This window comes from Longispora albida DSM 44784, from assembly GCF_000379825.1.
Lineage (GTDB): Bacteria > Actinomycetota > Actinomycetes > Mycobacteriales > Micromonosporaceae > Longispora > Longispora albida.
Genome location: NZ_KB903836.1, coordinates 193,177 through 218,507 on the forward strand (window position 1 = coordinate 193,177; position 25,331 = coordinate 218,507).

At 72.0% G+C, this 25,331-nt stretch carries 27 protein-coding genes; 17 read left to right on the forward strand and 10 right to left on the reverse strand.

The window, feature by feature from the left end; all coding sequences use genetic code 11:
* Positions 1–79 precede the first annotated feature (79 nt).
* The 8 genes from kdd (at position 80) to A3G1_RS37050 (ending at position 8,915) form a co-directional block, all read left to right on the forward strand.
* Positions 80–1,108 (forward strand): L-erythro-3,5-diaminohexanoate dehydrogenase, encoded by a 1,029-nt coding sequence (kdd, locus tag A3G1_RS0126735; RefSeq protein WP_018352572.1) that lies wholly within the window; start codon positions 80–82, stop codon positions 1,106–1,108.
* A 5-nt stretch (positions 1,109–1,113) separates the two neighbouring features.
* Positions 1,114–2,595: an amidohydrolase gene (locus A3G1_RS0126740; RefSeq protein WP_018352573.1), complete on the forward strand. Its 1,482-nt coding sequence runs from the start codon at positions 1,114–1,116 to the stop codon at positions 2,593–2,595.
* 6 nt (positions 2,596–2,601) lie between these two features.
* The gene (gene kamD / locus A3G1_RS0126745) at positions 2,602–4,182 is read left to right on the forward strand and encodes a lysine 5,6-aminomutase subunit alpha (RefSeq protein WP_018352574.1); all 1,581 of its coding nucleotides are present in this window, start codon (positions 2,602–2,604) and stop codon (positions 4,180–4,182) included.
* Positions 4,179–4,937, forward strand: coding sequence for a lysine 5,6-aminomutase subunit beta (gene kamE, locus A3G1_RS0126750; protein ID WP_018352575.1), 759 nt, complete (start codon positions 4,179–4,181; stop codon positions 4,935–4,937). The genes kamD and kamE overlap by 4 nt, the downstream gene beginning before the upstream one ends.
* A complete protein-coding gene (gene kal / locus A3G1_RS0126755; protein WP_018352576.1) occupies positions 4,934–5,308 on the forward strand; it encodes a 3-aminobutyryl-CoA ammonia lyase in 375 nt (124 codons plus the stop codon). The genes kamE and kal overlap by 4 nt, the downstream gene beginning before the upstream one ends.
* Positions 5,305–6,612 (forward strand): glutamate mutase L, encoded by a 1,308-nt coding sequence (locus A3G1_RS0126760; protein WP_018352577.1) that lies wholly within the window; start codon positions 5,305–5,307, stop codon positions 6,610–6,612. The genes kal and A3G1_RS0126760 overlap by 4 nt, the downstream gene beginning before the upstream one ends.
* A 142-nt stretch (positions 6,613–6,754) precedes the next feature.
* Entirely contained in the window at positions 6,755–8,137 is a 1,383-nt protein-coding gene (locus A3G1_RS0126765) for an FAD-binding oxidoreductase (protein ID WP_018352578.1), read from the forward strand.
* A 7-nt stretch (positions 8,138–8,144) separates the two neighbouring features.
* Positions 8,145–8,915 carry an alpha/beta fold hydrolase gene (locus A3G1_RS37050; RefSeq protein WP_018352579.1) on the forward strand — a complete coding sequence of 257 codons (771 nt, stop codon included), beginning with the start codon at positions 8,145–8,147 and terminating at the stop codon, positions 8,913–8,915.
* Here A3G1_RS37050 and A3G1_RS37055 read toward each other — a convergent pair.
* Positions 8,849–11,653: an AfsR/SARP family transcriptional regulator gene (locus A3G1_RS37055; protein WP_051110689.1), complete on the reverse strand. Its 2,805-nt coding sequence runs from the start codon at positions 11,651–11,653 to the stop codon at positions 8,849–8,851. The genes A3G1_RS37050 and A3G1_RS37055 overlap by 67 nt on opposite strands.
* A 138-nt stretch (positions 11,654–11,791) precedes the next feature.
* Between A3G1_RS37055 and A3G1_RS0126780 the strand changes: the two genes are divergently transcribed.
* From A3G1_RS0126780 to A3G1_RS0126790, 3 genes are read left to right on the forward strand one after another with little or no spacing between them, the layout of a single operon-like run.
* Positions 11,792–12,460, forward strand: coding sequence for a DUF4386 domain-containing protein (locus A3G1_RS0126780; RefSeq protein ID WP_083937133.1), 669 nt, complete (start codon positions 11,792–11,794; stop codon positions 12,458–12,460).
* Positions 12,457–12,912 carry an SAM-dependent methyltransferase gene (locus A3G1_RS0126785; RefSeq protein WP_018352582.1) on the forward strand — a complete coding sequence of 152 codons (456 nt, stop codon included), beginning with the start codon at positions 12,457–12,459 and terminating at the stop codon, positions 12,910–12,912. The genes A3G1_RS0126780 and A3G1_RS0126785 overlap by 4 nt, the downstream gene beginning before the upstream one ends.
* Positions 12,912–13,208 carry a nucleoside triphosphate pyrophosphohydrolase gene (locus A3G1_RS0126790; protein ID WP_018352583.1) on the forward strand — a complete coding sequence of 99 codons (297 nt, stop codon included), beginning with the start codon at positions 12,912–12,914 and terminating at the stop codon, positions 13,206–13,208. Before A3G1_RS0126785 ends, A3G1_RS0126790 begins: the two co-directional genes overlap by 1 nt.
* 7 nt (positions 13,209–13,215) lie before the next feature.
* Here the strand turns inward: A3G1_RS0126790 and A3G1_RS0126795 are convergent, their stop codons facing one another.
* Together A3G1_RS0126795 and A3G1_RS0126800 are read right to left on the reverse strand one after the other, a co-directional pair.
* On the reverse strand, positions 13,216–13,701 hold the full coding sequence (locus A3G1_RS0126795) for a hypothetical protein (protein ID WP_157641422.1): 486 nt from the start codon (positions 13,699–13,701) through the stop codon (positions 13,216–13,218).
* Positions 13,702–13,745: 44 nt separating this feature from the next.
* Positions 13,746–14,510, reverse strand: coding sequence for a trans-aconitate 2-methyltransferase (locus A3G1_RS0126800; RefSeq protein WP_018352585.1), 765 nt, complete (start codon positions 14,508–14,510; stop codon positions 13,746–13,748).
* 721 nt (positions 14,511–15,231) lie between these two features.
* On the opposite strand from A3G1_RS0126800, the gene lnt reads away from it, so the two are divergent.
* From lnt to A3G1_RS0126815, 3 genes are read left to right on the forward strand one after another with little or no spacing between them, the layout of a single operon-like run.
* A complete protein-coding gene (lnt, locus tag A3G1_RS0126805) occupies positions 15,232–16,803 on the forward strand; it encodes an apolipoprotein N-acyltransferase (RefSeq protein ID WP_018352586.1) in 1,572 nt (523 codons plus the stop codon).
* On the forward strand, positions 16,800–17,576 hold the full coding sequence (locus A3G1_RS0126810) for a polyprenol monophosphomannose synthase (protein WP_018352587.1): 777 nt from the start codon (positions 16,800–16,802) through the stop codon (positions 17,574–17,576). Before lnt ends, A3G1_RS0126810 begins: the two co-directional genes overlap by 4 nt.
* Positions 17,577–17,597: 21 nt before the next feature.
* Complete coding sequence (locus A3G1_RS0126815) at positions 17,598–18,065, forward strand: FxsA family protein (RefSeq protein WP_018352588.1); 468 nt, start codon at positions 17,598–17,600, stop codon at positions 18,063–18,065.
* A 3-nt stretch (positions 18,066–18,068) separates the two neighbouring features.
* Here A3G1_RS0126815 and A3G1_RS0126820 read toward each other — a convergent pair whose 3' ends face one another.
* From A3G1_RS0126820 to A3G1_RS0126835, 4 genes are all read right to left on the reverse strand, one after another.
* Positions 18,069–18,824, reverse strand: a complete 756-nt coding sequence (locus tag A3G1_RS0126820) for an SAM-dependent methyltransferase (RefSeq protein ID WP_211216389.1) — start codon at positions 18,822–18,824, stop codon at positions 18,069–18,071.
* 228 nt (positions 18,825–19,052) lie between these two features.
* Positions 19,053–19,181, reverse strand: coding sequence for a hypothetical protein (locus A3G1_RS42165; RefSeq protein ID WP_018352590.1), 129 nt, complete (start codon positions 19,179–19,181; stop codon positions 19,053–19,055).
* A 185-nt stretch (positions 19,182–19,366) separates the two neighbouring features.
* Positions 19,367–19,498 (reverse strand): hypothetical protein, encoded by a 132-nt coding sequence (locus tag A3G1_RS42170; RefSeq protein ID WP_018352591.1) that lies wholly within the window; start codon positions 19,496–19,498, stop codon positions 19,367–19,369.
* A 277-nt stretch (positions 19,499–19,775) separates the two neighbouring features.
* Positions 19,776–20,123 carry an RNA polymerase-binding protein RbpA gene (locus A3G1_RS0126835; RefSeq protein WP_018352592.1) on the reverse strand — a complete coding sequence of 116 codons (348 nt, stop codon included), beginning with the start codon at positions 20,121–20,123 and terminating at the stop codon, positions 19,776–19,778.
* Between the two features lie 282 nt (positions 20,124–20,405).
* Between A3G1_RS0126835 and A3G1_RS0126840 the strand changes: the two genes are divergently transcribed.
* Both A3G1_RS0126840 and A3G1_RS37060 read left to right on the forward strand, forming a co-directional pair.
* Positions 20,406–21,887 carry a peptide MFS transporter gene (locus tag A3G1_RS0126840; protein WP_018352593.1) on the forward strand — a complete coding sequence of 494 codons (1,482 nt, stop codon included), beginning with the start codon at positions 20,406–20,408 and terminating at the stop codon, positions 21,885–21,887.
* Between the two features lie 123 nt (positions 21,888–22,010).
* On the forward strand, positions 22,011–22,742 hold the full coding sequence (locus A3G1_RS37060) for an AfsR/SARP family transcriptional regulator (protein WP_018352594.1): 732 nt from the start codon (positions 22,011–22,013) through the stop codon (positions 22,740–22,742).
* Here A3G1_RS37060 and A3G1_RS0126850 read toward each other — a convergent pair.
* Entirely contained in the window at positions 22,728–23,717 is a 990-nt protein-coding gene (locus tag A3G1_RS0126850) for a winged helix-turn-helix domain-containing protein (protein WP_018352595.1), read from the reverse strand. The two genes, A3G1_RS37060 and A3G1_RS0126850, sit on opposite strands and share 15 nt — an antisense overlap.
* Positions 23,718–23,784: 67 nt before the next feature.
* Here A3G1_RS0126850 and A3G1_RS0126855 point away from each other — a divergent pair, with 67 nt between their 5' ends.
* The gene (locus A3G1_RS0126855; RefSeq protein WP_026212558.1) at positions 23,785–24,690 is read left to right on the forward strand and encodes an aldo/keto reductase; all 906 of its coding nucleotides are present in this window, start codon (positions 23,785–23,787) and stop codon (positions 24,688–24,690) included.
* Here A3G1_RS0126855 and A3G1_RS0126860 read toward each other — a convergent pair whose 3' ends face one another.
* Both A3G1_RS0126860 and A3G1_RS0126865 read right to left on the reverse strand, forming a co-directional pair.
* Positions 24,691–25,008: a hypothetical protein gene (locus tag A3G1_RS0126860; protein WP_018352597.1), complete on the reverse strand. Its 318-nt coding sequence runs from the start codon at positions 25,006–25,008 to the stop codon at positions 24,691–24,693.
* A complete protein-coding gene (locus A3G1_RS0126865) occupies positions 25,005–25,319 on the reverse strand; it encodes a PadR family transcriptional regulator (protein ID WP_018352598.1) in 315 nt (104 codons plus the stop codon). The genes A3G1_RS0126860 and A3G1_RS0126865 overlap by 4 nt, the downstream gene beginning before the upstream one ends.
* Positions 25,320–25,331: the final 12 nt, after the last annotated feature.

A 25,331-nucleotide genomic window follows, 5' to 3' on the forward strand; every position in this document is an offset into this window, starting at 1 on the left:
TACGCCGGGGAGACGGTACTGGAGAATCTTCGGAGTAGGAAGTACGCTGCCGGAGGATTTCCCGTCTGGAGGGGTTAGCGTGTCGTCACCGGTTGGTCTGCACCGCGTCATCGAGCCTGCCGGCGTCCTGCCTCAGGCCGCCTGGAAACTGGACGCCAGCCCCCATATCACCGGCGATGAGGTGCGCATCCGCATCGAACGCCTCAATCTGGACGCCGCCAGCTTCCGCCAGCTCGAGCAGAAGCACGCCGGCGACGGCGAGGCCATCCGCGCCGAGGTATGCCGAATCGTTGCCGAACGCGGCAAGATGCAAAACCCCGTCACCGGCTCCGGCGGCATGCTCATCGGCGTCGTCGAGGAAGCAGGCCCGGACTCCCCGCTCGGCCTCACGGCCGGCGACCGGGTCGCGACCCTCGTGTCCCTCACCCTCACCCCGCTGGCGATCACCGACGGGCTGAAGAACTGGGACGGCAGGTCCGAGCAGGTCCCCGCCGAAGGCCACGCGATCCTCTTCGGCCGCTCCATCGCCGCCAAGCTCCCCGCCGACCTCGACCCCGAGCTGGCCCTCGCCGTCCTCGACGTGTGCGGGGCACCGGCACTCACCAGCCGCGTCGTCGCCGGCTACCAGCAGCCAGCCGTCGCCGTCATCGGCGGCGCCGGCAAGAGCGGCTCCCTGTCACTGGCCGCCGCCCGCCGGGCCGGCGCCGAAACCGCCGGCATCGTCCCGCACGCCGCCGAAGCCGCAGCCCTCACCACGGCCGGCATCGCCGATCACGTGGCCATCGCCGACGCCCGCAACCCCGTCGCCCTCGCCGAAGCCGTCACCGGCGCCCTCGGCCGCGCCGCCGACGTGACCGTCGTCTGCGTCGACGTGCCGGGCTGCGAGCACGGCGCGATCCTCGCCACCGCCCCCGGCGGCACCGTCATCTTCTTCTCGATGGCCACCTCGTTCGCCGCCGCCGCCCTCGGCGCCGAAGGCCTGGCCGCCGACGTCACCATGCTCGTCGGCAACGGCTACGTCCCCGGCCACGCCGAGCACGCCATGCAGATCCTGCGCGGCGAGCCGGGCGTGAGGTCACTGTTCGAGGCCCGGCTCCGGGCAGACTGAACAGTATGGACACCACCCCCACGTTGTACGCCGCCGGCCGGGTCTACAGCCCCGCCGACCCGGCGGCCACAGCCCTGCTCACCGAAGGCGGCCGGATCACCTGGCTCGGCCCCCGCGCCGAAGCGCCGGCGGCGGCCAGGGTCGTCGACCTCGGCGGCGCGCTCGTCACACCGGCCTTCGTGGACGCCCACGTGCACGCCACCGACACCGGCCTCGCGCTGTCCGGCCTCGACCTGACAGCCTGCGAGTCCGCCGAGGACGTCCTCGACATGGTGCTGGCCAAGGCAGCCCACTCCACCGGCGTCATCATGGGCCACGGCTGGGACCTCACCGACCCGCCGACCGCCGCAGAACTCGACGCCGCGGCCGGCGGCCGGCCCGTGTACCTGACCCGCATCGACAAGCACTCCGCCCTCGTGTCCCCGGTCCTCCTCAAAGAAGCCGAAGGGCACACCGGCCACGACGAGAACGGCTGGGTGAAGATCGAGGCACACCACGCCGTCCGCACCGCCGCGTACGCCACGATGGGGCTCGCCGAGCGCACCGGAGCCCAGCGCCTCGCCCTGCGGCACGCCGCGTCGCTGGGCATCGCCGCCGTCCACGAGTGCGGCGGCCCGCTGATCTCCAGCGAAGCCGACTTCACCAGCCTCCTGGCACTCGAAGGTGACTACCCCGAGGTGTACGGGTACTGGGGCGAGCTCGGCGGCGCCGCCAAAGCCCGCGAACTCGGCGCGGCCGGCGCCGGGGGAGACCTGTTCGCCGACGGCGCGTTCGGCTCCCGCACGGCCTGCGTACGCGACCCCTACACCGATGGCGGCTGCGGCCACGCGTACCTGACAGCCGAAGAAGTAGGCGCCCACCTGGCCGAATGCACCCGCCTGGGCATGCAGGGCGGCTTCCACGCGATCGGCGACGCCGCCATCAAGGCCGTCACCGGCGGCTTCGCGATCGCCGCCGCGCAGGTCGGCGTCGAAGCGCTCCGCGAGGCCCGCCACCGCGTCGAGCACGCCGAGATGCTCGACAAGGAACTCATCGCCGCGTTCGTCGAGTACGGCATCGTCGCCAGCATGCAGCCAGCCTTCGACCGGCTCTGGGGCGGCGAGGCCGGCATGTACGCCGACCGGCTCGGCAAGCAGCGCGCCCTGAGCCTCAACCCGTTCGCCGCGCTCAAGGGCGTCGGCGTCACCCTCGCCTTCGGCAGCGACTCACCCGTCACGCCCCTCGACCCGTGGGGCGGGGTGCACGCCGCGGCGAACCACCACCACCCGGTGCACCGCATCAGCCGCCGCGCCGCGTTCGCCGCCCACACCCGGGGCGGCTGGCGCGCCGTGAAGAAGGACGAGGAAGGCGTGCTCGTACCCGGCGGCCCGGCCACCTTCGCCGCCTGGGACGCCCCGGCCGGCCCCGACGGCCTCCCCGGACTGGAAGGCGGCAGCCCGCGGTGCGTGCGGACAGTACTGCGGGGCAGGACAATTCATGAGGAGTAGAGAGTCGTGAAGCTCGATCTTGACCCGGCCCTGGTCCGCCGGGCGCGCCAGCTCGCCCGGGAGGCGGGCGCGCCCGTCGTGGACATGGCGCGCACCCACACCACGGTGTCGGTCGAACGCGCCGTGCTGCGGCTGGCCGGGATCACCGGCGCCGACCCCGACGGCATCCCCTGGGTCAACCGGCTCGTCGACGCCGTCCGCAACGACGCCGGCCTCGAGCACGGCGTGTCGCTGCCCGTGTTCCACGCGCTCGCCGAGACCGGGGAGACCGACCTGACGCTGCTCGCGCAGAAAGCGGCGGCCGGGTCGGTGCGGTTCACCGTACCGGTGAAAAAAGACGCCACGGCCGCCAAGCGGCTCGCCAGGCGGTTCGCAGGCGCGGGCATCAAGCAGATCGACAAGCGGCGCGCCGAGCGCGACAAGCTCATCAAGCGGCACGGTGACCCCAAGCAGCGGCCCTGGATCTACCTGATCGTCGCCACCGGCGACATCTACGAGGACATCCCGCAGGCCCAGGCCGCCGCCCGCGAAGGCGCCGACATCATCGCCGTCATCCGCTCCACCGGCCAGTCCCTCCTGGACTACGTGCCAGAAGGCGCGACCCGCGAGGGCTTCGCCGGCACCTACGCCACCCAGGAGAACTTCCGGCTCATGCGGGCCGCGCTCGACGAGTCCTCCAAGGAACTCGGCCGCTACGTCCGCCTCACCAACTACGCCTCCGGGCTGTGCATGCCCGAGATCGCGGCCCTCGCCGGGCTCCAGCGCCTCGACATGATGCTCAACGACTCGATGTACGGCATCCTGTTCCGCGACATCAACCCGATCCGCACCTTCGTCGACCAGCGCTTCTCCCGGCAGGTCCACGCCAGGGCCGGCATCATCATCAACACCGGCGAGGACAACTACCTCACCACGGCCGACGCCGTGGAAGCCGCGCACACCGTCACCGTGTCGCAGCTGCTCAACGAGTACTTCGCGAAGGAAGCCGGCCTCGCCGACTGGCAGCTCGGCCTCGGCCACGCCTTCGAGATCAACCCCGACATCCCCGACTCCTTCCGCCTGGAACTCGCCCACGCGCTGCTCGCCAGGGAACTGTTCCCCGAAGCGCCGCTGAAGTGGATGCCGCCGACCAAGCACATGACCGGCGACGTGTTCCGCGGCAACCTCCTCGACGGCTTCTTCAACCTCGCCGGCACCCTGACCGGCCAGGGCATCCTGCTCGTCGGCATGATGACGGAAGCCGTCGTCACGCCGTGGCTGTCCGACCGCGACATCGCCCTCCAGAACGTCCGCTACGTCCTGGGCGCGGCCGGCAACCTGCACGAGGACTTCGTGCCGGCCCCCGGCGGCTTCATCCAGAACCGGGCCAACCAGGTCCTGAACGAGGCGATCACGCTGCTGGAGGACATCAAGGCCGACACGCTGCTCAACGCGATCGCCGACGGCACGTTCGGCATCATGAAACGGCCCGCCGACCGGGGCAAGGGCCTCGACGGCGTCGCCAAGCAGGCCGAGGGCTACTACAACCCGGCCACCGAGATCCTGGAAAGCGCCCCGGCGGCCACGACCGATGTGAGCGAGCGGTGACCGACAACAAGACGATCGTCCGCCCCTACGGCGACACCACCGGCGACGGCATGGTGCAGGTGTCGTTCACCCTGCCCATCCCGCACGACAAGAAAGCCGAAGGCGCTGCCCTGCAGCTCGCCGCGAAGATGGGCCTGGAACCAGCCATGCTGGTCCACGCCAAGCCGATGGGCGGCGGGTTCACCTTCTTCGTCGTCTACGGCAGCGTCCGCCACCTCGTCGAGCTGGAGAAGGTCCAGGTCGTCGAGCGTGACTTCCCGCTGCTCGGCGCCAAGGAGGTCAACGCCGTCGTCAAGAAGCGCATGCGCCGCAAGCTCGTCGTCGTCGGCGCCTGCATCGGCACCGACGCCCACACCGTCGGCATCGACGCCATCCTCAACATCAAGGGTTACGCGGGCCAGAAAGGCCTCGAGTACTACCGCGAGCTGCGCGTCGTGAACCTCGGCGCCCAGGTCGCCGTGCCGGAACTCGTCGAACGCGCCCGCGCGGAGAAAGCCGACGCCGTCCTGGTCAGCCAGGTCGTCACCCAGAAAGACGCGCACCTGCACAACACGAAGGAGATGTCGGCGGCCTTCCGGGAGGCGTTCCCGGCCGCGAAGCGGCCGCTGCTCGTCGTCGGCGGCCCCCGCTTCGACGAGCTGGCCACCGGAGAACTCGGCGTCGACCGGATCTTCGGCCGTGGCACCACCCCCGCCGAGGTCGCCAGCTACCTCGTGCACGCCCTCGTAGAGAAGAAAGCGGTACCCGCGGCATGACCACTGTGACCCACCGGCGCTACGTCCCCTACAGCCACGCCCACTACGCGGGCAACCTCGTCGACGGCGCCTACGCCCTCGGCCTGTTCGGCGACGTCGCCACCGAGGTGTGCATCGTCCTCGACGGCGACGAGGGCCTGTTCGCCTCCTACTCCGACGTGCAGTTCAAGGCCCCGATGAAGGCCGGGGACGTGCTGGAGATCGTGGCCACGGTGACCCGGATGGGCACCCGCTCGCGGACCATCGCCTTCGAGTGCCGCGTCGTCGGCCGGGGCCGCCCCGACAAGAGCGAGTCGGCGGCCGAGATGCTCGCCGAGCCGATCGTGGCGGTCACCGCGACCGGCACCGTGGTGGTTCCCCCCAAGGCATGACACTGATCGGCTGCGTCGACGTCGGGTCGACGTTCACGAAACTGGCCGTGGTGGACACGGAGACCGGCACCCTCGCCGCCACGGCCAGCCACCCCACCACACTGGACAGCGACGTCCTGCACGGCGTGGACGCCGCCGTCGCCGCCACCGGCCTGAAACTGGACGAGCTGCGGGCCTGCTCCAGCGCCGGCGGCGGCCTGCGCCTCGGCGTGATCGGCTACGAGGCACTCGTGACAGCCGAAGCCGGCTACCGGGTCGGCATGTCCGCCGGAGCCAAGGTCGCCCACGTCACCACCGGCGCGCTCACCACAGCCGCCGTCGCGGAACTGGCCGCCGCCAGACCCGACGTGCTGCTCCTCGTCGGCGGTACCGACGGCGGCGACACCGACACGATCGTCCACAACGCCCGCAAGATCGCGAAGAGCCGCCTCAAGGTACCCGTCGTCGTCGCCGGCAACGCCGGCGCGACCGAGGAAATCCTCGGCATCCTCGAAGGCCGCACCGCCGTGGCCTGCGAGAACGTGCTCCCGAAGATCGGCGCGCTGAACCCGTCCTCTGCCCGCCTCGCCCTCCGCGACGTGTTCCTGAGGCACGTGATCGGCGGCAAGAAACTCTCCAGGGGCCCCCGCTTCGCCTCACTCGTGCGGGGCGCGACACCCGACATCGTCCTGACCGCCGTCGAGCTCCTCGACGGCGACGTGGTCGTCGCCGACGTGGGCGGAGCCACCACCGACGTCTACTCCGTGCTGACACCCGACCCCGAACGCGAAGCCGGCGTGCGGGGCGAGGTCGCCGGCACGCTCTGGCGGTCCCGCACCGTCGAAGGTGACCTCGGAGTCCGCTGGGGCGCGGCCGGAGTGGTCGAGGCAGCCGTCCGCGAGAAGCTCATCAGCCCCGAGGAGGAGACCGTCCTCGGGCTCGCCGCGCAGGCCCGGGTCGCCAACCCCGCGTACCTGGCCGACGACCTGACCGTCGACGCCCGCCTCGCGGAGCTGGCCATCACCGTCGCGCTCCGCCGCCACGCCCGGGGCGAGCGCGCCACCCCCGAGGGGCCGTACCGGGGCGGCAAGGACCTCCGCGAGGTACGCCTCGTGATCGGCTCGGGCGGCGTGCTCCGCACCCTCCCGGCCGGGGCCTCCGACGCTCTCCTCGCCGCCGCCCTCGCCGACCACGCCGGCGGCTGGCCGACCCCCCGCGCGGCCAGCAGGGGCGTCGACACCGCCTACGTCCTGGCAGCCGCGGGCCTCCTCGCCAGCGACCACCCGGACACCGCACGGCAGCTGCTGGCGGCCATCACGACCTGAACCAGCCAGAAGAGGCACTCCGGCGCGGGAAAAGGACGCACGCGGCCCGGGCCCGGGTTCGGGTGATGTCAGGGTCAGGAACGCGGAGGGGCGGCGCCGGTAAGATCAGCAATGCTGATGTTTCCGGCGAAAGGGGCAAATCATGTCCCCCGAAAGCCTCCTCCGCGCGGCAGTCTCCGACCTGCGTGACCGGCTCTCCGGGCCGGTGCTGGAGCCCGCCGGAGCCGGGTACGACGAGGCGCGGCAGGTCTTCAACGCGATGATCGACCGCCGGCCTGCCGCCATCGCCCAGTGCGAGAACCCGGCGGACGTGGCCGCGGCGATCACCTGGGCCCGGGCCCAGGACCTGGAGATCTCGGTACGCGGCGGCGGGCACTCCGTCGCCGGGCTGGCCGTCACCGGCGGCGGGCTCATGATCGACCTGCGCCGGATGCGCGGCGTGCGCGTCGACCCGCAGGCCCGCACGGCCCGGGTCGCCGGCGGGGCCACGATGAGCCACCTCGACCGGGCCACCGAGCCCTTCGGGCTGGCCGTCACCGGCGGGCGGGTGTCGACCACGGGCGTCGGCGGGTTCACGCTCGGCGGCGGCTCCGGCTGGGTGGAGCGGAAGTTCGGCCTGGCCTGCGACAACCTGCTGTCCGCCGAGCTGGTGACCGCCGACGGGGAACTGATCACCGCCGACAGCCAGCAGCACCCCGAGCTGTTCTGGGCACTGCACGGCGGCGGCGGCAACTTCGGGGTCGCCACAGCGCTTACCTTCCGGCTGCACGACCTGCCCGTGCTCACGATGGCGCTGCTGCTGTGGCCGGCCGAGGCCGGCACAGAGATCACCCGGGCCTACCGCGACTTCATGGCCGGCGCCCCCGACGAGGTCGGCGGCGGGCTCGTGTACCTGACCGGGCCGCCGGAGGAGTTCGTACCGGAGCACCTGGTCGGCCAGCTGCTCTGCGGGGTCGTGCTCTGCTACACCGGCCCGCAGGACGCTGCCCTCCCCGTCTTCGCCCCGCTGCTGGAACTCGGGGACGCCGCCCGCGTCCAGATGGAGATGCCGTACGCCGAGTTCCAGTGCATGCTGGACGACCCGCCCGGCCTGCGGAACTACTGGTCGGCCGAATACCTCGGCACGTTCCCCGACGAGGCGGCGGAGGCGTTCGGGCAGCAGGCCCGCAACATGCTCGTGCCCTCACCGTCCCAGCAGGCTCTGCTGCCGCTCGGCGGGGCGCTGGACAGGCCGGACGGCGACTACCCCGTGCCGTGGCGGCACTCGGCATGGGCCGTGCACCCCCTGGGCCTGTGGGAGGACCCGGCCGACGACACGCGGGCCAAGCAGTGGTCCGACGGCCTCCGCGACGCCATGTCGCCCTGGGCCAGCGGCGCGGTGTACCTCAACTTCATCGGGGACGAGGGCTGGTCACGGGTGGTCGCCGGGTACGGCGAGGCGGGATACGCCCGGCTGTCGGACGTCAAGGCGCAGTACGATCCGGCGAACGTCTTCCACCTCAACCACAACGTCCTGCCAGCCTGAGCCCCGGATGACCGCGCCGCCGTTCACCGAGCAGGGCGCACCGGATGGCTTCCCGGTGGTGTTCGTGCACGGGCTCGGCGACTCGCACCGCGCGTTCGAGCCGGTCCTCACGCTGCTGCCGGACGCGCTGCACGCCTACGCCTACACGTCGCGCGGGCACGGGGACGCCGGCAGCCCGCCCGGCGGGTACACGGTGGAGGATTTCGCCCTGGAACTGGGGGGTTTCCTCGACTCCCGCGGCCTGGAAGCCGCACTGCTGGCCGGGGCTTCCAGCGGCGGCCTGGCCGTGCAGCGCTTCGCGATCGACCACCCGGAACGGGTGCTGGGCATCGTCTTCCTCGGCGCGCCGTGCACCCTGCACGGCAACCCGGCCGTCGAGGACACCTGGGACTCGGTGGTGTCCAGGCTCACCGACCCGGTGCCGGAGAGCTTCGCCCGTGACTTCCAGGCCGCCGCCATCTCCCGGCCGATCGGTGATTTTTTCGAGGTACTGGTGGCAGAGGCGCTCAAACTCCCGGCCCGGGTGTGGAAGGCGACCTTCCTCGGGCTGATGGCCGACGAGTCCTGCCGGGAGGCCGGGCGGATCACCGCGCCCGTCCTGGCGATCTGGGGCGCACTCGACCCGATCCTCACCCGGGCCGGGCAGGAAGCCAGGGTCGCGGCGATCCGCGGCGCGCGCCTGCTGGTGTACGAGGACGCCGGGCACGCTGTCTACTGGGAGGTCCCGGGCCGGGTCGCGGCGGACGTCGCGGCGTTCGCGGCCGGGTGCGGGGCCTGAACGAGGCGCACCAGGACGTCACGCATGTAGCCGAGCGCCGCCCGGTCGCCGGTGATCTGCCCTGCGGGCCCGATCGCGCGGGCGGCCTCACTGACCAGGGCGCGGGCGGCGAGTGCCCCGAAGTCCCCGGCCTGGGCGAGGTACGCGAGCATGTGCGCGGCCTGTGCCTCGTGGCCCGCCGCCGCCATCATGTTCACGAACTCGATGCAGACCACGCTGGCCGCGACCACGTTGCCGGTATCGGCCAGCTCCTCCACATGGGACAGGAGCAGCTCGTACGCGCGTTGCCGCTCGCCCCGCCGGAACGCCGACCGCGCCTCGGTGCTCTTGTTCGCCGACAAGGTACCCGGCGGCAGCCGCACCTGTGCCGCCTCGTCGAAGTACCGGTCGGGCTCGTCGGCCAGGCCCTGGAACGCCGCCGAGTAGCCGAGCGTCTGCAACGCCCAGTGCAGCAGCGCTGGCGGCCCGGCGGCCCGGTACCGGCCGGCCAGCGCCGCCACCGACGCGTCGACCTCCGCGAACCGCCCGGTACCCAGCAGCGGCCCAGCCGACGTCATCTCCAGGAACGCGGCCAGATCCGGCTCACCCAGCCCGCGCAGCTCAGCGACGGCCTCCGGCAGGCACCGCCACAGCCCCTCGCCGTCCCCGGAGGCGTACGCGGCGGCATACCGGCCGAGCGCGGCCCCGGCCACGTCAAACCGGGCCGCGACCTCCCGGAACGCGGCCGGGTTCGCGTTCTGCGTGTACCGCTCGGCCACCCACACCAGCCAGAACGCCCGCTCCGTGCCGCTGCCGGCCAGCGGGAGGATCTGCTCGGCCCAGTCGCCGATCTCCTGCCGGCCCCGCAGCGGCAGCTCCGTCACGACCGGCCGGACCAGCGAGCCAGCCAGCTCCGCGTCCCCGGCCGCGCACGCCTGCGTGACAGCCGTCCGCAGATGCGGCCACAGCTCCGCGAGCCGGGCCACACCTTCGGCCTCACCCATCCCCGCCAGGAGCCGGCCAGCGCCCAGTACTTCGCCAGCGCACCAGCGGGCATGCCGGCCGGCGGCCTCAGCGGTGCCGCCGCGCGCGGCCAGGTACCCGGCGGCGAACTGCCGCATTGTCTCCAGCAGCCGGAAACGCCGCCCCGGCTGGCCAGTGTGGACGGTGACCATCGACCGCTCGGCGAGAGTACCGAGCAGCATGCCGGAATCCGGGCCGCTGCCGACAGCCTCCGCCGCGTCGAGGCTGAACGGCGCGCCGAACACCGACAGATCCTCGAACAGCGTCCGCTCGGCCGGGGTCAGCAGGTCGTACGACCACTGGATCGCCGCCCGGAGCGTGCGGTGCCGGGCCGTGCCCGTACGCCGCGCGCCCGTCACCCGGAGCTGGTCACCGAGCCGGGCTGCGAGGCCGGCCGGGTCGTGGCTGACGGTCCGGGCCGCGGCCAGCTCGATCGCCAGCGGGATGCCGTCGAGCTGGCGGCAGATCTCCGCGGCGTACCGCTGCTGGGCACGCGGGTCGTAGGCGTGGCCGGTGGCGAGCGCCCGGGCGTGGAAGAGTTCCGTCCCGGCTGCCGCGCCGAGGGGCTCCACGGTCACGACCTGCTCGTCGGCGAGCGCGAGCCGCTCACGGGAGGTGGCGAGGACACGGACCTGGGGGCATCCGTCCACAATGGCCTGGACGAGCGCCGCGGCCTCGGCGAGGACATGCTCGCAGTTGTCGGCGACCAGCAGGCCCGGCCGGCCACGCAGCGCCGCGACGATCGACGCCGTCAGCGTGAGGCCCGGCCGCTGCGGGACACCCAGAGCATCGGCCGCCGCGCGGGGCACGTCCTCCGGCGCCGTGATCCCGGCCAGCTCGACCAGCCAGGCGCCGCCACCGCTGACGGCCGCGAACGCGCGGGCGGCTGCCAGCCCGAGCTGCGTCTTGCCGATCCCGCCGGGACCGGTCAGCGTGACGACCGGCGAGGTACCGAGAGCTGCGGTGACCGCAGCCAGATCGGCGTCCCGGCCGAAGAGCCTGGTACCGCGGGCCGGCAGGTTACCGCCGGGGGTGCGGCCCTCCAGGTTCCCGTCCTGGCTGAGGATCCGCGACTCCAGGGTACGCAGGGCCGGGCCGGGCTCGACGCCCAGCTCGGTGACCAGGTGAGCGCGGGCGCGCTGGTAGGCGGCGAGGGCTTCGGACTGGCGGCCGGTCTGGTACAGGGCGGTCATCAGCAGCGCCCAGAAGTTCTCCCGCTCCGGATACTGCTGGGTGAGGCCGGCCAGGTCGCCGAGCACGCCGCGCGGGTCGGCCACGGCCCGCCGCTCCAGATCGGACTCGACGGCCGTCAGCCACTGCTCGGTGAGCCCGGCCGTGGTCGCGGCCAGGCCCGGGGCGTCGAGCCCGGCCAGGGGAGGCCCGCCCCACTCGGCGAGCGCCGCGCCCGGGTCACCGTCGCGCAGGTACTGCTGGAACCGGCTCACGTCGACCGCAGCCGGCGGCACGGCCAGCAGGTACGCGTCGCCGGCCCGCACGATCGTCCCGGTACCGAGGGCCCGGCGGAGCTTCGCGATGTGCCACTGGAGCGTCTTGGCCGCCGTCCGGGGAGGCCCGGTACCCCACACGAGGTCGATGATGCGCGGCACGGTCAGCGGCATGCCGGGGGAGAGGGCCAGCGCGGCCAGTACCACCTGGGACCTGGCCTGACCGGCATCGACCGGCGCGCCGTCGTCGCCGGCGACACGAACCCCGCCCAGCAGAAAGATCCGCACCACAGCCAGAGGCTTCCACAGCCCCCTGCCCCCGGCAAGCCGCCACCCGGCCACCCGGGCCGGGCCCGCCAACCGGCAGCCAACCGGCAGCACACCGGCCCGCGTGACCATGAGCCCATCCCGCAACCAAGGAGTGGTGACATGTCCAGCACGACATCGGCAAGGGTGGCCGGAGCACTGTTCGTCCTCGCGACGGCCGCGGGCGTCATCGGCGCGATCCTCATCGCCCCGCTCGGCCCGGCGACGACAGCGCAGGAGATCGCAGAGCGGGCCGGCGCGATCACAGCCGGGGGAGTCCTGATCCTCGTCATGCTCGGCGCGATCACGTTCATCGCCCCAGCCCTGTACCCGGTCCTCGGAGCACAGAACGCGTCACTCGCCGCCGGCTACCTCGCGGCCCGGCTGCTCGAAGTCGTGCTGCTCCTGCCCTCGGCACTCGCGCCGCTCCTGCTCGTGTCGCTGGCGACCGGCCCGGAGAGCGAGCAGGGGCCGCTCGGCGGAGTCCGCGTGCTCGCGGAGGCGTACAAAGAATGGGGTCTTGGCGCCAGCCAGCTCTTCTTCTGCGTCAGCGTCGTGATCCTGAACGCCGTCCTGTGGCGGGCACGGCTGGTGCCGCGCTGGCTGCCCGGCTGGGCCCTCGTAGCTGTGGTGCCCTACGCCGCCGACGCCTGCCTGGTGATGGGCGGCGTGATCACGGCATCGTCGGGCACCCACGGACTGCTGGTGGCGGCGCTGGCGCTCAGCGAGATGGCGCTGGCGGGATGGATGCTGGTGAAAGGATTCCGGTCCGCGGATATGCTCCACCCATGATCAATCTGCAGCCGATCGGGCATGTGACTGGCGGCCGGGCCGAGGCCTTCGACGACAACTGGGGCGCGGAGCGTGCCGTGATCCGGCTCGCGGGCTTCGGCCCGGAGGCACTGGCGGGCCTGGAGGACTTCTCCCACCTGGAGGTGGTCTTCTACTTCCACCAGGTCCGGCCGGAGAAGATCGAGCGGGGCGCCCGCCGCCCGCGCAACAATCCGGAGTGGCCGCTCACCGGGGTCTTCGCCCAGCGCGGCAAGAACCGGCCCAACCAGCTCGGCGTCTCGCGCTGCCAGCTCATCGCGGTCGACGGCACCGACATCCACGTCGCGGGGCTCGACGCGATCGACGGCACCCCGGTACTCGACATCAAGCCCTACCTCGCCGAGTTCGCCCCCCAGGGCGGCCCGGTCGTCCAGCCGGACTGGGCCACGGAACTGATGCGCGAGTACTACTGATGGCCAAGCTCGTCCGCGACCGCATCCCCGAGATCATCGCCGCGTCCGGTGCAGTACCCCAGCACCGGACGGCGGCACCGGAGGAAGCCGAAGCCCTGCTCCGGGCCAAGCTGGCCGAGGAGACGGCGGAGTTCCTCGGCTCCGGAGAGGCCGAGGAACTCGCCGACGTGCTCGAAGTCCTGCACGCCCTGGCCGCCCAGCGCGGCCTGACCCCGGCGGACCTCGAAGGGCTGCGCGCGGCCAAAGCCGAGGCCAGGGGCGCGTTCACCAGGCTCTACGTCTGGGAACAGGGCTGAGGAGGGTTCACTTCCCGGCGCCGGGCATCGCGAACCAGTCAGCGATCCGCCGCCGCAGCCCCCTGTCCCTCGGCTTGCCCAGCCAGCGCCCGTCGTTCGCGGCGAACACCAGGAACACCGCCAGGCCCGCCAGCGCCGCCAGGCAGGTGAGCCGGTTGAGCAGCCCGCCGTCATCGTCAGGCGGCCATACCGTGCCCGGGTCGCCCGTGGGCCGCACCGCTCTGGCCGGCCCGGTCAGCGGCTCGAAGAAGGGCTGGCCGTAGACAGCTGGCCCGGGCAGCTCTGGGCCGCTGGCGGGTGAGAACGTGCCGGCACAGTTCCAGAAGGTCGCGTTACGGCTGCCCTTCGTCGGCGAGCAGCTGACCGGGTGGAACGTGCCAGCCGTACCCTCCGGCGGATCGATCGAGCTGTAGAGCACGGCGCCGAGCCCGAGGACCACAGCGCCGATCACCACGCAGTACGCGATCCACCAGGGACTGGGCCGGCTCCTCATGCGGCGTCAGCGTAGCGGCCCGCGCGCGTGCCCACGAGGGCCGATCAGGCGGTCTGCGCGACGCAGAACACCCGGCGGAACTCGAACGGCACCACGCCGTGCACCACCGGGTACGCGGCGGCGAGCTTCGGCTCCAGCTCCGCCCGGAAGGCCTCCCAGCCGGCATCGCCGAGCCGCGCGCGGACCGGCCGCAGCGCCGTGCCCTCCATCCAGGTCAGGACGGGGTGGGTGCCTGCGGCGGGCAGCAGGTGCAGGTAGCTGGTCTCCCAGGCGTCCACTGTGCAGCCCTCGGCGAGCAGGAGCCCGGCGTATCCGGCGGCGTCCAGCACCGGATCCACCCTCGGCTTCCAGTCGAGCTTCGGTGCCCACGCGTCCGTGGCAGCCAGCTCGCGCAGCAGGTCGTGGGAGTGGGCGGCGAAGTTACCCGGTACCTGGAACGCGAGCCACGCCCCCGACGGCAGCGCCCGCGCCCACGACCGCAGCAGCTCCTCGTGCCCCGGCACCCACTGGAGCACCGCGTTGGACACGACCACGTCGGTGTCCGGCCCGGGTACCCAGTCGCGGACGTCGCCGACCGAGAACGTGACCCCGGCGGTCCCGGCGGCCGCCTCGATCATCTCGGCGGAGGAGTCGATGCCGGCCACCGTGGCGTCCGGCCAGCGGACGGCGAGCGCGGCCGTGAGGTTACCGGGCCCGCAGCCCAGGTCGGTGACTGTGCGGGGCGCCGTGGCCCCGATCCGGCTGACCAGGTCGAAGAAGGGGCGGCTGCGCTCGCCGCCGTACCGGGCATACGTGCCGGGGTCCCACATGAGCACTCCTCAAGAAAACAAACCGTACGTCCGTCTTGGTAAACCGTACGGCAAGCCCCGCCCCTGGGCCACCCCATCCGAGCCTGCCCCCGGCCGGGTGCCACAAGAGGCCGCCCGCCGGCCCCGGCCTGGCCCCACCGAACGCGCCGCGCACCCGCCGTCCACAGCGGAACCGCACACCGCCACGGGCACGCCCGCTGACCAGCTACGGAAGGATCGGAAACCCGCACGAGCGGGCCGGCTGGACACACAGGACAGCCACCAAACCCGCCCCGCACAAGAAGGTTTCTCAGATCACACTTCCGGGCCGGCCGACACACCGGCGACACGCCGGATTACCCAAGCCAAAATCAGCGTTTGGTTGGCGTTAACCCCCCGGCTATGCGTACCGTCTGGGAGTCCTACTTGTGAGCGGCACGTTCGCTCCGATTGCACCCACCCGGTGGGCAAGGCGGCCGACAGGTCGCGTCGTCCGCCAGCGGCCAGGTCCACAGGGCGGGGGCAGGCGGGGCGGCACAGGACAGCCGCGATGCCGGTGCGGGACAGGGAAAGCCGAGACAGCCAGTAGACAACAGTGCGGCGGGGGCAGCCAGACCCTCACCGGATTGGTCCGAAGGTTGCCGGAGCGTTCACCTGTGGCAGCGGTGGGGGGATTGCTGGGTGAACTGGGGCGCGGCGGGGGCCGCGCCCCGTTATTTTTGCCTTGCCGCACAATGGGCCGGTGCTGATCACCGAGCTGGCCCACGAGACGCGGACCCGCCTGCCGTGGCCGGCCGCGCTCCCCGCGAGCGCCGGCGCCGGGCTGCTGCTGTTGCTGTCCTTCCCGCGGTTCGGGCTGTGGTGGTGCACGCCGTTCGCTGTCGCACTGCTGGCCGTCGCCGTGCGCGGGCAGCGCGTTCTCGCCGGTTTCGGCCTCGGCATGGTGGCCGGGCTGGTGTTCTTCTTCCCACTGCTCAGCTGGACCAGCACGCAGGTCGGCCCGATGCCGTGGGTGCTGCTGTCCAGCCTGGAGGGTGTCTATCTGGGCCTGCTCGGCGCGGCCGCCGCTTTCTGCACACCCCTGATTCTCCGGTACCGGTGGAGCTGGGCACCCCTCACCGCCGTCCTGTGGGGCGGGCAGGAGGTGCTGCGCTCACACACCCCGTTCGGCGGGTTCCCGTGGGGGCGGCTCGCGTTCAGCCAGGCTGACTCGCCGGCCGTGAGGTACGCGGTCCTCGGCGGCGCCCCGCTGGTCACGTTCGTGGTCGCGCTGGCCGGCGGGCTGCTGGCGGTGGCGCTGTGGCGGCTGCGGATCGTCCCGGCCCTGGCGGCCGTCGCGCTGGTCGCCGCCGGCCTGGCCGTACCCGTGGCGGGCACCGACGGCCGCAAGGTCGTCATCGCGATCGTCCAGGGCAACGTGCCCCGGCTCGGGCTGGACTTCAACGCCCAGCGCCGCGCGGTCCTCGACAACCACGCCAGCGCCACCCTCGAACTCGCCCAGCAGGTGACCGCGGGCAAGCGGCCCCGCCCGGCCCTCGTGGTCTGGCCGGAGAACTCCTCCGACATCGACCCGCTGGACAACACCGACGCCGCCCAGGTCATCGACAGCGCGGCCCAGGCGATCGGCGCCCCGATCCTGGTCGGCGCGGTCCTCGACGCCCCGGGTACCGGGCCGGGCGGCGTCGGCCGGGTGCGCAACGCCGCGCTGCTCTGGGTACCTGGCCAGGGTCCGGTGCAGGAGTACACCAAGCAGCACCCGGTGCCGTTCGCCGAGTACATCCCGATGCGCACCCTCGTCCGCAAGATCACGAAGCTCGTGGACCGGGTACGCTCCGACTTCGTGCCCGGCACGGCACCCGGCGTGATGACCGTGCCCGGCGGCGGGCCGGTGATCGGCGACGCGATCTGCTTCGAGGTCGCCTACGACAGCCTGGTCAGGGCCACCGTCGACGGCGGCGCGCAGCTGCTGGTCACGCAGACGAACAACGCCACGTTCAACACGGCGGAGGCCGAGCAGCAGCTGGCGATGGTCCGGCTGCGCTCGGTGGAGCACGGCCGCTCGGGGCTGATGGCCTCGACGGTCGGCGTGTCCGCTTTCGTGGACTCCGGCGGCTCCGTGCACGACGCGACGGCCTTCAATACCCGCGCCGTCCTGGTACGCGAAGTGGCCTTAAGCAATCGGCGTACCCTCGCCACTAGGCTCGGGGACGCGCCGGAGGTGATACTGGCCATACTGGCGCTCTTTGGCATAGTTGCCACGGTGGCCGCACGCAGGAGGCGCCAGCCAGGCCACCAGAACGAGGAGGCAGCGTGACCGAGAACACCCCGTCGCACCTGACGGAGGAGGGCTACCCGGGTGTTGGCCGGGTCCTCGTGGTGATCCCGACGTACAACGAGCTCGAGAACGTGGGGCTGATCGTCGGGCGGGTCCGCAAGGCCGTCCCCGAGGTCGACATCCTGATCGCCGACGACAACAGCCCCGACGGCACCGGCGCGGCTGCCGACAAGCTGGCGGCAGCCGACCCGCAGGTCACGGTGCTGCACCGCAAGGGCAAGGAAGGGCTGGGCGCGGCGTACATCAACGGGTTCGCCGTCGCGAAGGAACGCGGGTACGACGCCGTCGTCGAGATGGACGCCGACGGCTCGCACGCCCCCGAGCAGCTGCACACGCTGCTGGACGCGCTGCGCGAGGCCGACGGGGTGCTCGGCTCCCGGTACGTGCCGGGCGGCTCCGTCGTCAACTGGCCGGTGCACCGGCTGGCGCTGTCCCGGGGCGGCAACGTCTACACCAAGGTCATGCTCGGCATGCCGCTGAACGACGCCACCGGCGGGTACCGCGCCTACCGGCTGCCCATGCTCGACAAGATCGACCTGGCCTCGGTCATCTCGCACGGGTACTGCTTCCAGATCGACCTGACCTACCGCGCGTTCAAGACCGGCTGCAAGCTGGTCGAGGTGCCGATCACCTTCCACGAGCGGGTGCACGGCGTCAGCAAGATGAACGGCTCGATCATCCGCGAGGCCCTGTTCAAGGTGACCCAGTGGAGCCTGCGCGACCGGCTCGGGATCGGCAGGAAAGAGAAGTAGCCGAGCTACCGTAGAACCACTATGCGGACACTCTGGCTCATCATCGCGCTGCTGATCGTCATCCCGGTCGCGGAGATCTCCGTGCTGGTCGCCGTCGGTCAGGCGATCGGCGCCGGCTGGACGGTGCTGCTCGTCCTCCTGACCTCGGCGCTGGGCGGCTGGCTGCTCAAGCGGGAGGGGCTCAGGGCACTGCGGGCCTTCCAGTCCGACACCGCGGAGGGCCGCCCACCGGGCCGTGGCATCACCGACGGCCTGCTGGTGCTGGCCGGCGGGTTGATGATGCTCGTGCCCGGCTTCGTGTCGGACGTGATCGGCCTGCTGATGATCCTGCCGCCGACCCGTGGCCTGTTCCGCGGGGTCGCGGAGCGGGCAGCGCTCAAGCGCTACGGGCCGGCGGTCAGCAGCGAGCTGTTCGGGCCGCGCCAGGTCCGGATCAGGAAAGACTCCCGGCCCGGCCCCGGCGAGGCCATCGAGGGCGAGATCGTCTAGCGGCTACCGCTTGCGCAGGACGAAGACTCCCCAGCCGAGCAGGTGCCGCGTGTACGTGACGTAGTCCAGCGGCGCCCGGTCGAGTTCCTCGCGGAAGGCCGGGGCGAGCTCGTCGTCCGGGCTGGCGTCGAGGAAGTCGCGGATGTTCATCCACTGGGCCGCGGCGTACCTGTCCCAGCTGTCCTCGTCGGCCAGCACCATCTCGACCAGGTCGTAGCCCAGCTCGCCGAACAGGCGCACCAGGCCGGGCAGGTCGGCGAAGTCCTCACGGGACGACGCGTGACAGGCCCGGACGGCCTCCTCGCTGGGCGGCTCGGCCCGCCAGAACGGCTCGCCGACCAGCAGCAGCCCGCCGGGCCGCACGCTGCGCTCCAGCAGCGCGACCGTGCCGGGTACGCCCCCGCCGATCCACGTCGCCCCGACGCAGGCGGCGATGTCGACCGGCTCGGCTGACACGTACCCGGCGGCGTCGCCGTGCTCGAAGGTCACCTGGTCGGCGACGCCGAGCTCGGCGGCCGTGGCGTGCGCCCGGCCGATGGAGACGGTACTGATGTCGACCCCGTGACCGGTGATGCCGTGGTCACGAGCCCAGGTCGCGAGCAGCTCGCCCTTGCCGCAGCAGAGGTCGAGGATGCGGGTACCGGGGGAGAGCGGGAGTGCCCGGCCGAGAGTGGCGAGCTTGCCCGCGTCGAACGGGTTGTCGATCCGGTGGCTAGCGTCCCGGATGGTGAAGCTGCGTGGGAGATCCACTGTGGTCATTCCTTACGGGTGTTGGACATGTCGTCTGGCCTGCCTGAAGACGAACGCCCATCACACGCATACAACCAGCTCCTCAGCTCACATCGCCGGGCGGTCGTGCCCGGCCTCCTGACGGGCAAGCTAGCCATCCGTCCCCAGCGGGGCAACTGGTTTAGGGGAGGGGTGGACGCGAACGAGCCCCTGCCGGGGACGGCAGGGGCTCGCTGGTGCTATGTGGTGCGACGCTCCTTAGAGCGCGGGCATGTCGATCTCGGCCTCGGCCGGCATGGTCGGGACGTCGGTCTCAGCCGGCAGCATGATCGGAACGTCGGTCTCGGCGGGGAGACGGCCGCCAACGCCGGGCTCAACTTCGCGCATGTCAGACTCCTCTGCTGAAGATCACTAACCCTGTCCTATGTGGACAAGGCGGGGACATCCCCAGCATCCCGCGCATCCCTGTACCGTGTCAATATTTTCCATATCTGGATCTAGTGCCACAAAAAGAACTGGCCCCCCGGAAGGGGAGCCAGTTCCTGTTATATGTGGTGCTATTGCGTTGCTAATTAAGCGGCGAGCTCGATGCCCGGCTGAACCTCGAACGCGATGTCGAGCGGAACCTCGAACGCCAGGGCGTCAACGGGGATCTCACGGACGGCCGGCTCGAGCGGAACCTCGCGCAGCGGAACCTCACGCATTGGATTACTCCTTTGTGTGTCTCCTATATGGACACCGTTAGCCTGCCAATCCGTTCAACAAAAGTCAAGCGTTGATCGTCAACGGTTTCCGCGGGTGTTTCCGCAGGCCAGGGACGTGTCGGCTAACGCGTCCCAACGCAGTCCTTCGGCACTGATTTCCCGAGAAGAGCACGCTAATACGGCCAATCCGGCCCCGGGGAACGCGCGGGAGCAGGCCCGGAAACGGCGGCTGCCGCCTCCCCGGGCGGGGAGACGGCAGTCAGTAGTAGTGGTGTGCTCAGACCGAGCGGCCACCGCGCCGGGCGCGGACCTCGTCCAGGCGCTCGTTGAGGATGTCCTCGAGCTCGGACATGGAACGGCGCTCCAGGAGCATGTCCCAGTGGGTCCTCGGCGGCTTGGCCTTCTTCGACTCCGGCTCGCTGCCGTCGACGAGGCGGGCGACCGTCCCGTCGAACTTGCACTCCCAGGTCGGCGGCACCTCTGCGTCAACGGCGAACGGCACCTCGAACTGGTGACCCCTGGCGCAGAGATACTCACGGGTCTGGCGAGGAGCCAGCTCGGTGTTACGGTCGGACTCGTAGCTGATGGCTCCGAGACGGCTTCCGCGCAGCATGCGCTCGCCCATGATCGGCTTTCCCCTCCGGCTGTCGTGCGCGTACAACGGGTGTAACGATCGTGGCCCGTTTCATGTTCCCCGTCGAGGGTAGTTCTCACGGTGTGTCACTACGGCCCCCGGTCATAGAAGGGTAGTCCCTCCGGTCAAGCCGTGAGTACCCTCACCCCACAATGTGATCGAGCCGATGGGTACTTGCCGACAGTTACGCCGGAATATTCGCAATCACATACCTGGCCGGGTGCCGCACTTCGATACTGACAGTTAGCGCCGCCGGCACAGGAGGTACAGCAGATGCCCGACTTCACCACCCAGGCAGCACCGGCCACGCAGGGTAAGGAGTTCTTCGGGCATCCCAGAGCACTGTCGACGCTGTTCCTGACCGAGATGTGGGAGCGGTTCAGCTACTACGGCATGCGCGCGATCCTCGTGCTGTTCCTCACCGCGACCGTCGCCAACGGCGGGCTGGGGATGGCCGAGGGCGACGCGACGGCGCTGTACGGGGTGTACGTCGGCTTCGTGTACCTGATGGCGCTGCCCGGGGGCTGGGTGGCCGACCGGCTGCTGGGCGCGCGCCGTTCCGTGCTGTGGGGCGGCATCGTCATCGCGCTCGGGCACTACGCGATGGCGGTACCGGTCAAGGCGGGGATCTTTGTCGGGCTCGTCCTGATCACCATCGGCACCGGGCTGCTCAAGCCGAACATCTCCGCGATGGTCGGCAAGCTCTACGAGGCCGACGACCCGCGGCGCGACGCCGGGTTCTCCATCTTCTACATGGGCATCAACCTGGGCGCGTTCATCTCGCCGCTGATCACGGGGTACCTGGGTGAGGAGGTCAACTGGCACCTGGGCTTCGGGGTGGCGGCGGTCGGCATGACGTTCGCGGTGGTCCAGTACGTCCTCGGGCGCCGGCACCTCCACGGTGTCGGGGACACCCCGCCGAACCCGCTGGCCGGCGAGGACCGCAGGCGGGCGCTGCGCGCGATCGCGATCGGGGTGGCGGCCGTGGTGGTGCTGATCGGGATCGCGGCGGTCACCGGGCAGCTCACCCTGAGCAAGATCGTGAGCGCGCTGGCGGTGTTCGCGGTGCTGGTCGCCGTCGTGTACTTCGCCCGGATCCTGCTCGACAAGCGCCTGACCGAGGTCGAGCGCAGCCGGATGCGCGCGTACGTGTACCTGTTCGTCTTCGCCGCGTCGTTCTGGCTGATCTACGACCAGGCGGGCTCCGTGCTGAACCTGTTCGCGGAGAAGAACACCGACCGCAACGTCTTCGGCTGGGAGATGCCGGCCTCGTGGCTCCAGTCGGTGAACCCGATCCTGGTCATCATCGGCTCACCGATCTTCGCGCTGATCTGGCTGAAGGCCGGCCACCGGCTCAGCACGCCGGTCAAGTTCACGATGGGCCTGGTCCTCAACGGGCTCTCCTTCATGCTGATGGCCCTGGCGGCGAAGGCCGCCGTCGGCGGGACGCTGGTGTCCCCGATGTGGCTGGTCGCGGTGTACGCGCTGCAGGTGTGCGGCGAGCTGTGCCTGTCTCCGGTCGGCCTGTCCGCGACGACGAAGCTCGCGCCCGCGCTGTACGGGAGCCAGATGCTCGGCCTGTGGTTCCTGTCGACGGCGGTCGGGGACGCGATCGGCGGGCAGGTGGCCAAGTGGGGCTCCGACGTGTCGCAGCCCGCGTACTTCACGGTCCTCGGCGTCGCCTCGGTGGTGCTCGGCGCCTCGGCGGTCCTGCTGACCAGGCACCTGCGGCGGCTGATGGCCGGCATCCACTGACGGTTCCCGCCCGGATTCTGGGCGGTGGGGGCCGCAAATGTGGGTACGCGGTTACCCATGCCGTAGCCGTGCCGGTGCGCCACGCTGGGTGCTGGCACCGGGACGGCGGGAGGCTGGCAGGCGATGATGATCCGGGTACTCGGCTCCCTGCTGATCTGCGGGCCGGACGGTGCCGCCGCCGACGTGCCGGCCGCCAAGCCCCGTACGCTGCTGGCCGCGCTGCTGCTGAGGCCCGGCGAGTGGGTGCGGGCCGCCCAGCTCGTCTCCGCGCTGTGGGAGAACCCGCCGCGCTCGGCCGCCGGGAACCTGCGGACGTACGTGTGGCAGCTCCGCGCCCTGCTGACCGAGGTCACCGGCAGGCCACGGCTCGACGGGCGGCCCGGCTGGTACCGGCTGGACCTCGCGCCCGGCGAGACCGACGCCGGGGAGTTCACCCGCCTCGGCGCGGAGGGCTGCGCGGCCCTGGCCCGTGGCGAGGCCGGGCAGGCGGTGACGCTGCTCAGCTCGGCGCTGGCGCTGTGGCGCGGCGAGCCGTACGAGGACGTGCCGGCCTCCGTGGTGGAGGCGCAGCTCGTCGCGCTGCGGGAGCTGCGCTGGGCCACCTGGGAACGCCTCGCCCAGGCCCGGCTGGCCCTCGGCGAGGCCCCGGCCGTCGTCGCGGAACTCCGCCCGGTCCTGATCACCGAGCCGTACCGCGAGCAGATGTGGATCCTGCTCATCCAGGCCCTCACCCAGCTCGGCAGGCGCGCCGAAGCCCTCGCGGCCTACCGGGAGGTGTACACACTCCTCGGCCGGGACCTGGGCCTGGAGCCGGGCAAGGAACTCCAGGCCGCCCACCGGTCAGCTTTCCGGTAGCACCAGGAGGTCGGCGGTGCGGGTGCGGGCGTAGAGGACGAAGCGGCCGGCGCGGTGGGCGCTGACGAGACCCGCGGCGCGCAGGGCTGTCAGGTGCTGGGAGACGCCGGGGGCGCTGATGCCGGTACGGGAGGCGAGGTCCTGTGTGGACGACGGGGTGTCCAGCTCGGCGAGGATGAGCGTGCGCGTGCGGCCCAGGACGGCGGCGAGCGGGCCGGTGCCGGTGGCCGGGCGGGGCAGCCAGAGCGTGCCGGAGCCCCGGGCCGGGTAGGCGATCTGCGGGGCGTCGGGCGGGTTGACCCGGGTGAAGACGCCGGGGCCGGTGAACGCCGACGGGATCAGGACGAGCCCCGGGCCGGACGTCGTGCGGTGGATCGGCGCGGGGCGGCTGGTGAGGCTCAGGGTCTCGCCGGCCCAGCTGATCGAGGCGTGGAGCTCGCCGAGGACGTGCGCGGCGCCGTGCTCCGCCGCCTGCCGGGCGCGGTGGAAGATGTCGGCGTCGAGGAGGGCGCGGATGCGGTCCCAGTACGGGGCGATGGCCAGGGACCAGTAGGTCTCCAGCTCGGCGGCGAGCCTGGGGAGGCGGGCGGCCGGGTCGGCGTACAGGGAGGCCAGGCGGGGGCCGAGGCGGCCGTGCCGCTGGCGGTACCGGTCGAGGTCGGCGCGGACGCGGGCCGCGGGGGTCGCGAGGAGCGCGGCGAGCTCGGTGCCGAGGCTGGGCGCCGACCCGGCCGGGGCCGGGTTGAAGAAGTCGGGGACGTAGCCGGAGACGGGGATCAGCTCCGACAGCCAGCCGGAGGCGAGCCCGGTACCGGCGAGGCGCGGGCGGACCTGCTCGGCCCAGGGGAGGTGCACGGGGTGGGTGGCGGGGCGCATGGCGATCCGGTAACTCGTGCCCAGCTCCCACAGCGGGCACACCGCGAACCGGGTCTGCGCGAGGTCACCCGCCGAGAAAGCCAGCTCCGCCAGCACCATCACGCCTCCGGTTAAGGTGTGGCTGAATCAGTGGCTCACACGGTACAAGATGATCATTCTGGGCCGCATGACCACAGTGACCATGACAGCGGCCGCGTCCGGCACCTGCCTGCTCGGCGACCTGACCGTGCACCGGATCGGCTTCGGCGCGATGCGGCTGACCCAGCACGGCCCGGCCTTCCATCCCGGCGTGGTGCCCAGCGACCGCGACACCGCTATCCGGGTGCTCCGCAGGGCCGTCGAGCTGGGTGTGAACCACATCGACACCGCCGCCTTCTACTTCTCGGCGCTGCGCTCGGCCAACGAGCTGATCGGGCGGGCGCTGGCGCCGTACGGCGAGGACCTGGTGATCGCGACCAAGGTCGGGCCGGGACGCGACCAGTCCGGCGCCTGGCTGCCGCACGCCACGCCGGAGGAGCTGCGCGGGCAGGTCGAGGAGAATCTCCGCCAGCTCGGCCGCGACCACCTGGACCTCGTCAACCTGCGGATCGTCGGCACGGACTCCATCGCGGAACGGTTCGGCGCGCTGGCCGAGCTGCGGGACGCCGGGCTGATCCGGCACCTGGGACTGTCCAACGTGCACGAGCACCACCTGGGCGAGGCGCTGGCGATCGCCCCGGTGGCGTGCGTGCAGAACCTGTACGGGATCGGGCGGCCGGGACAGGACAGCTTCGTGCGGGCCTGCGGGGAGCAGGGCATCGCGTTCGTGCCGTTCTACTCGATCGCCGGAACGGGACGGGAACGCGGCGGCGTCAGCGGGGAGTCGCCCGAGGTACTGGCGATCGCGGCGGCGCACGGCGCCGGCCCGGCGGAGATCCGGCTGGCCTGGACGCTGTCGCGCGGCCCGCACGTGCTGGCCATCCCCGGTACCGGGAACCTGGCGCACCTGGAGTCCAACGTGGCGGCCGGGGCGCTCCGGCTGACGGAGGACGAACTCGCGGCGCTGGAGGCTGTCCACCAGCGCGGGGAGTGACTACCGGATCAGGAGCACGCCGACGCCGGCCAGGAGAGTGAGCAGCGACATCGCGGAGAGCGCGGCCGCGCGGCGGCGGGACGCGCCGGTGAGCTTCACGGCGGCAGCGAGCGGTCCGACAGGGATCATGACGGCTTTCCTTCCGGGTGAGGCCCAGGCCAGCCGGGCCGCCGCGCACCAGGCGCCCAGCGTGACGCCAGCGGGGGACAGGCCGAGGGTGGTGGCGCCGGCCAGGTCGGCCAGCCATTCTTCCGTGTACCGGGCGCGCCTGGCTGCGGGCAGCAGCCGGGCGGCCAGGCGGATCAGTGCGCGGTTCACGACGCGGTCGCGGGGCGGGTCGTGGCGCGGGCAGCCGTCGAGTCCGCGCGGGCCAGGACCCGTCGAGCCTCGGCTGCCCCGCCGGCGGTGAGGGTGTACATCCGGCGGCGGGGGCCGCGCCGGTCGTTGTCCTGCTCCCACTCCGAGTGCACCCATCCGGCCCGTTCGAGCCGGTCGAGCAGCGGGTACACGCTGCCGGACGGGCGCCCGGTGAGCTTGATGACCTCCAGGCCCCAGCGCGGCTCGCCGCTGGCGAGCAGCACCCGGAGCACGTCCACAGTGGTCTTGCCGATCCGGCCGAGTGGTTCCACCCGGCCAGACTA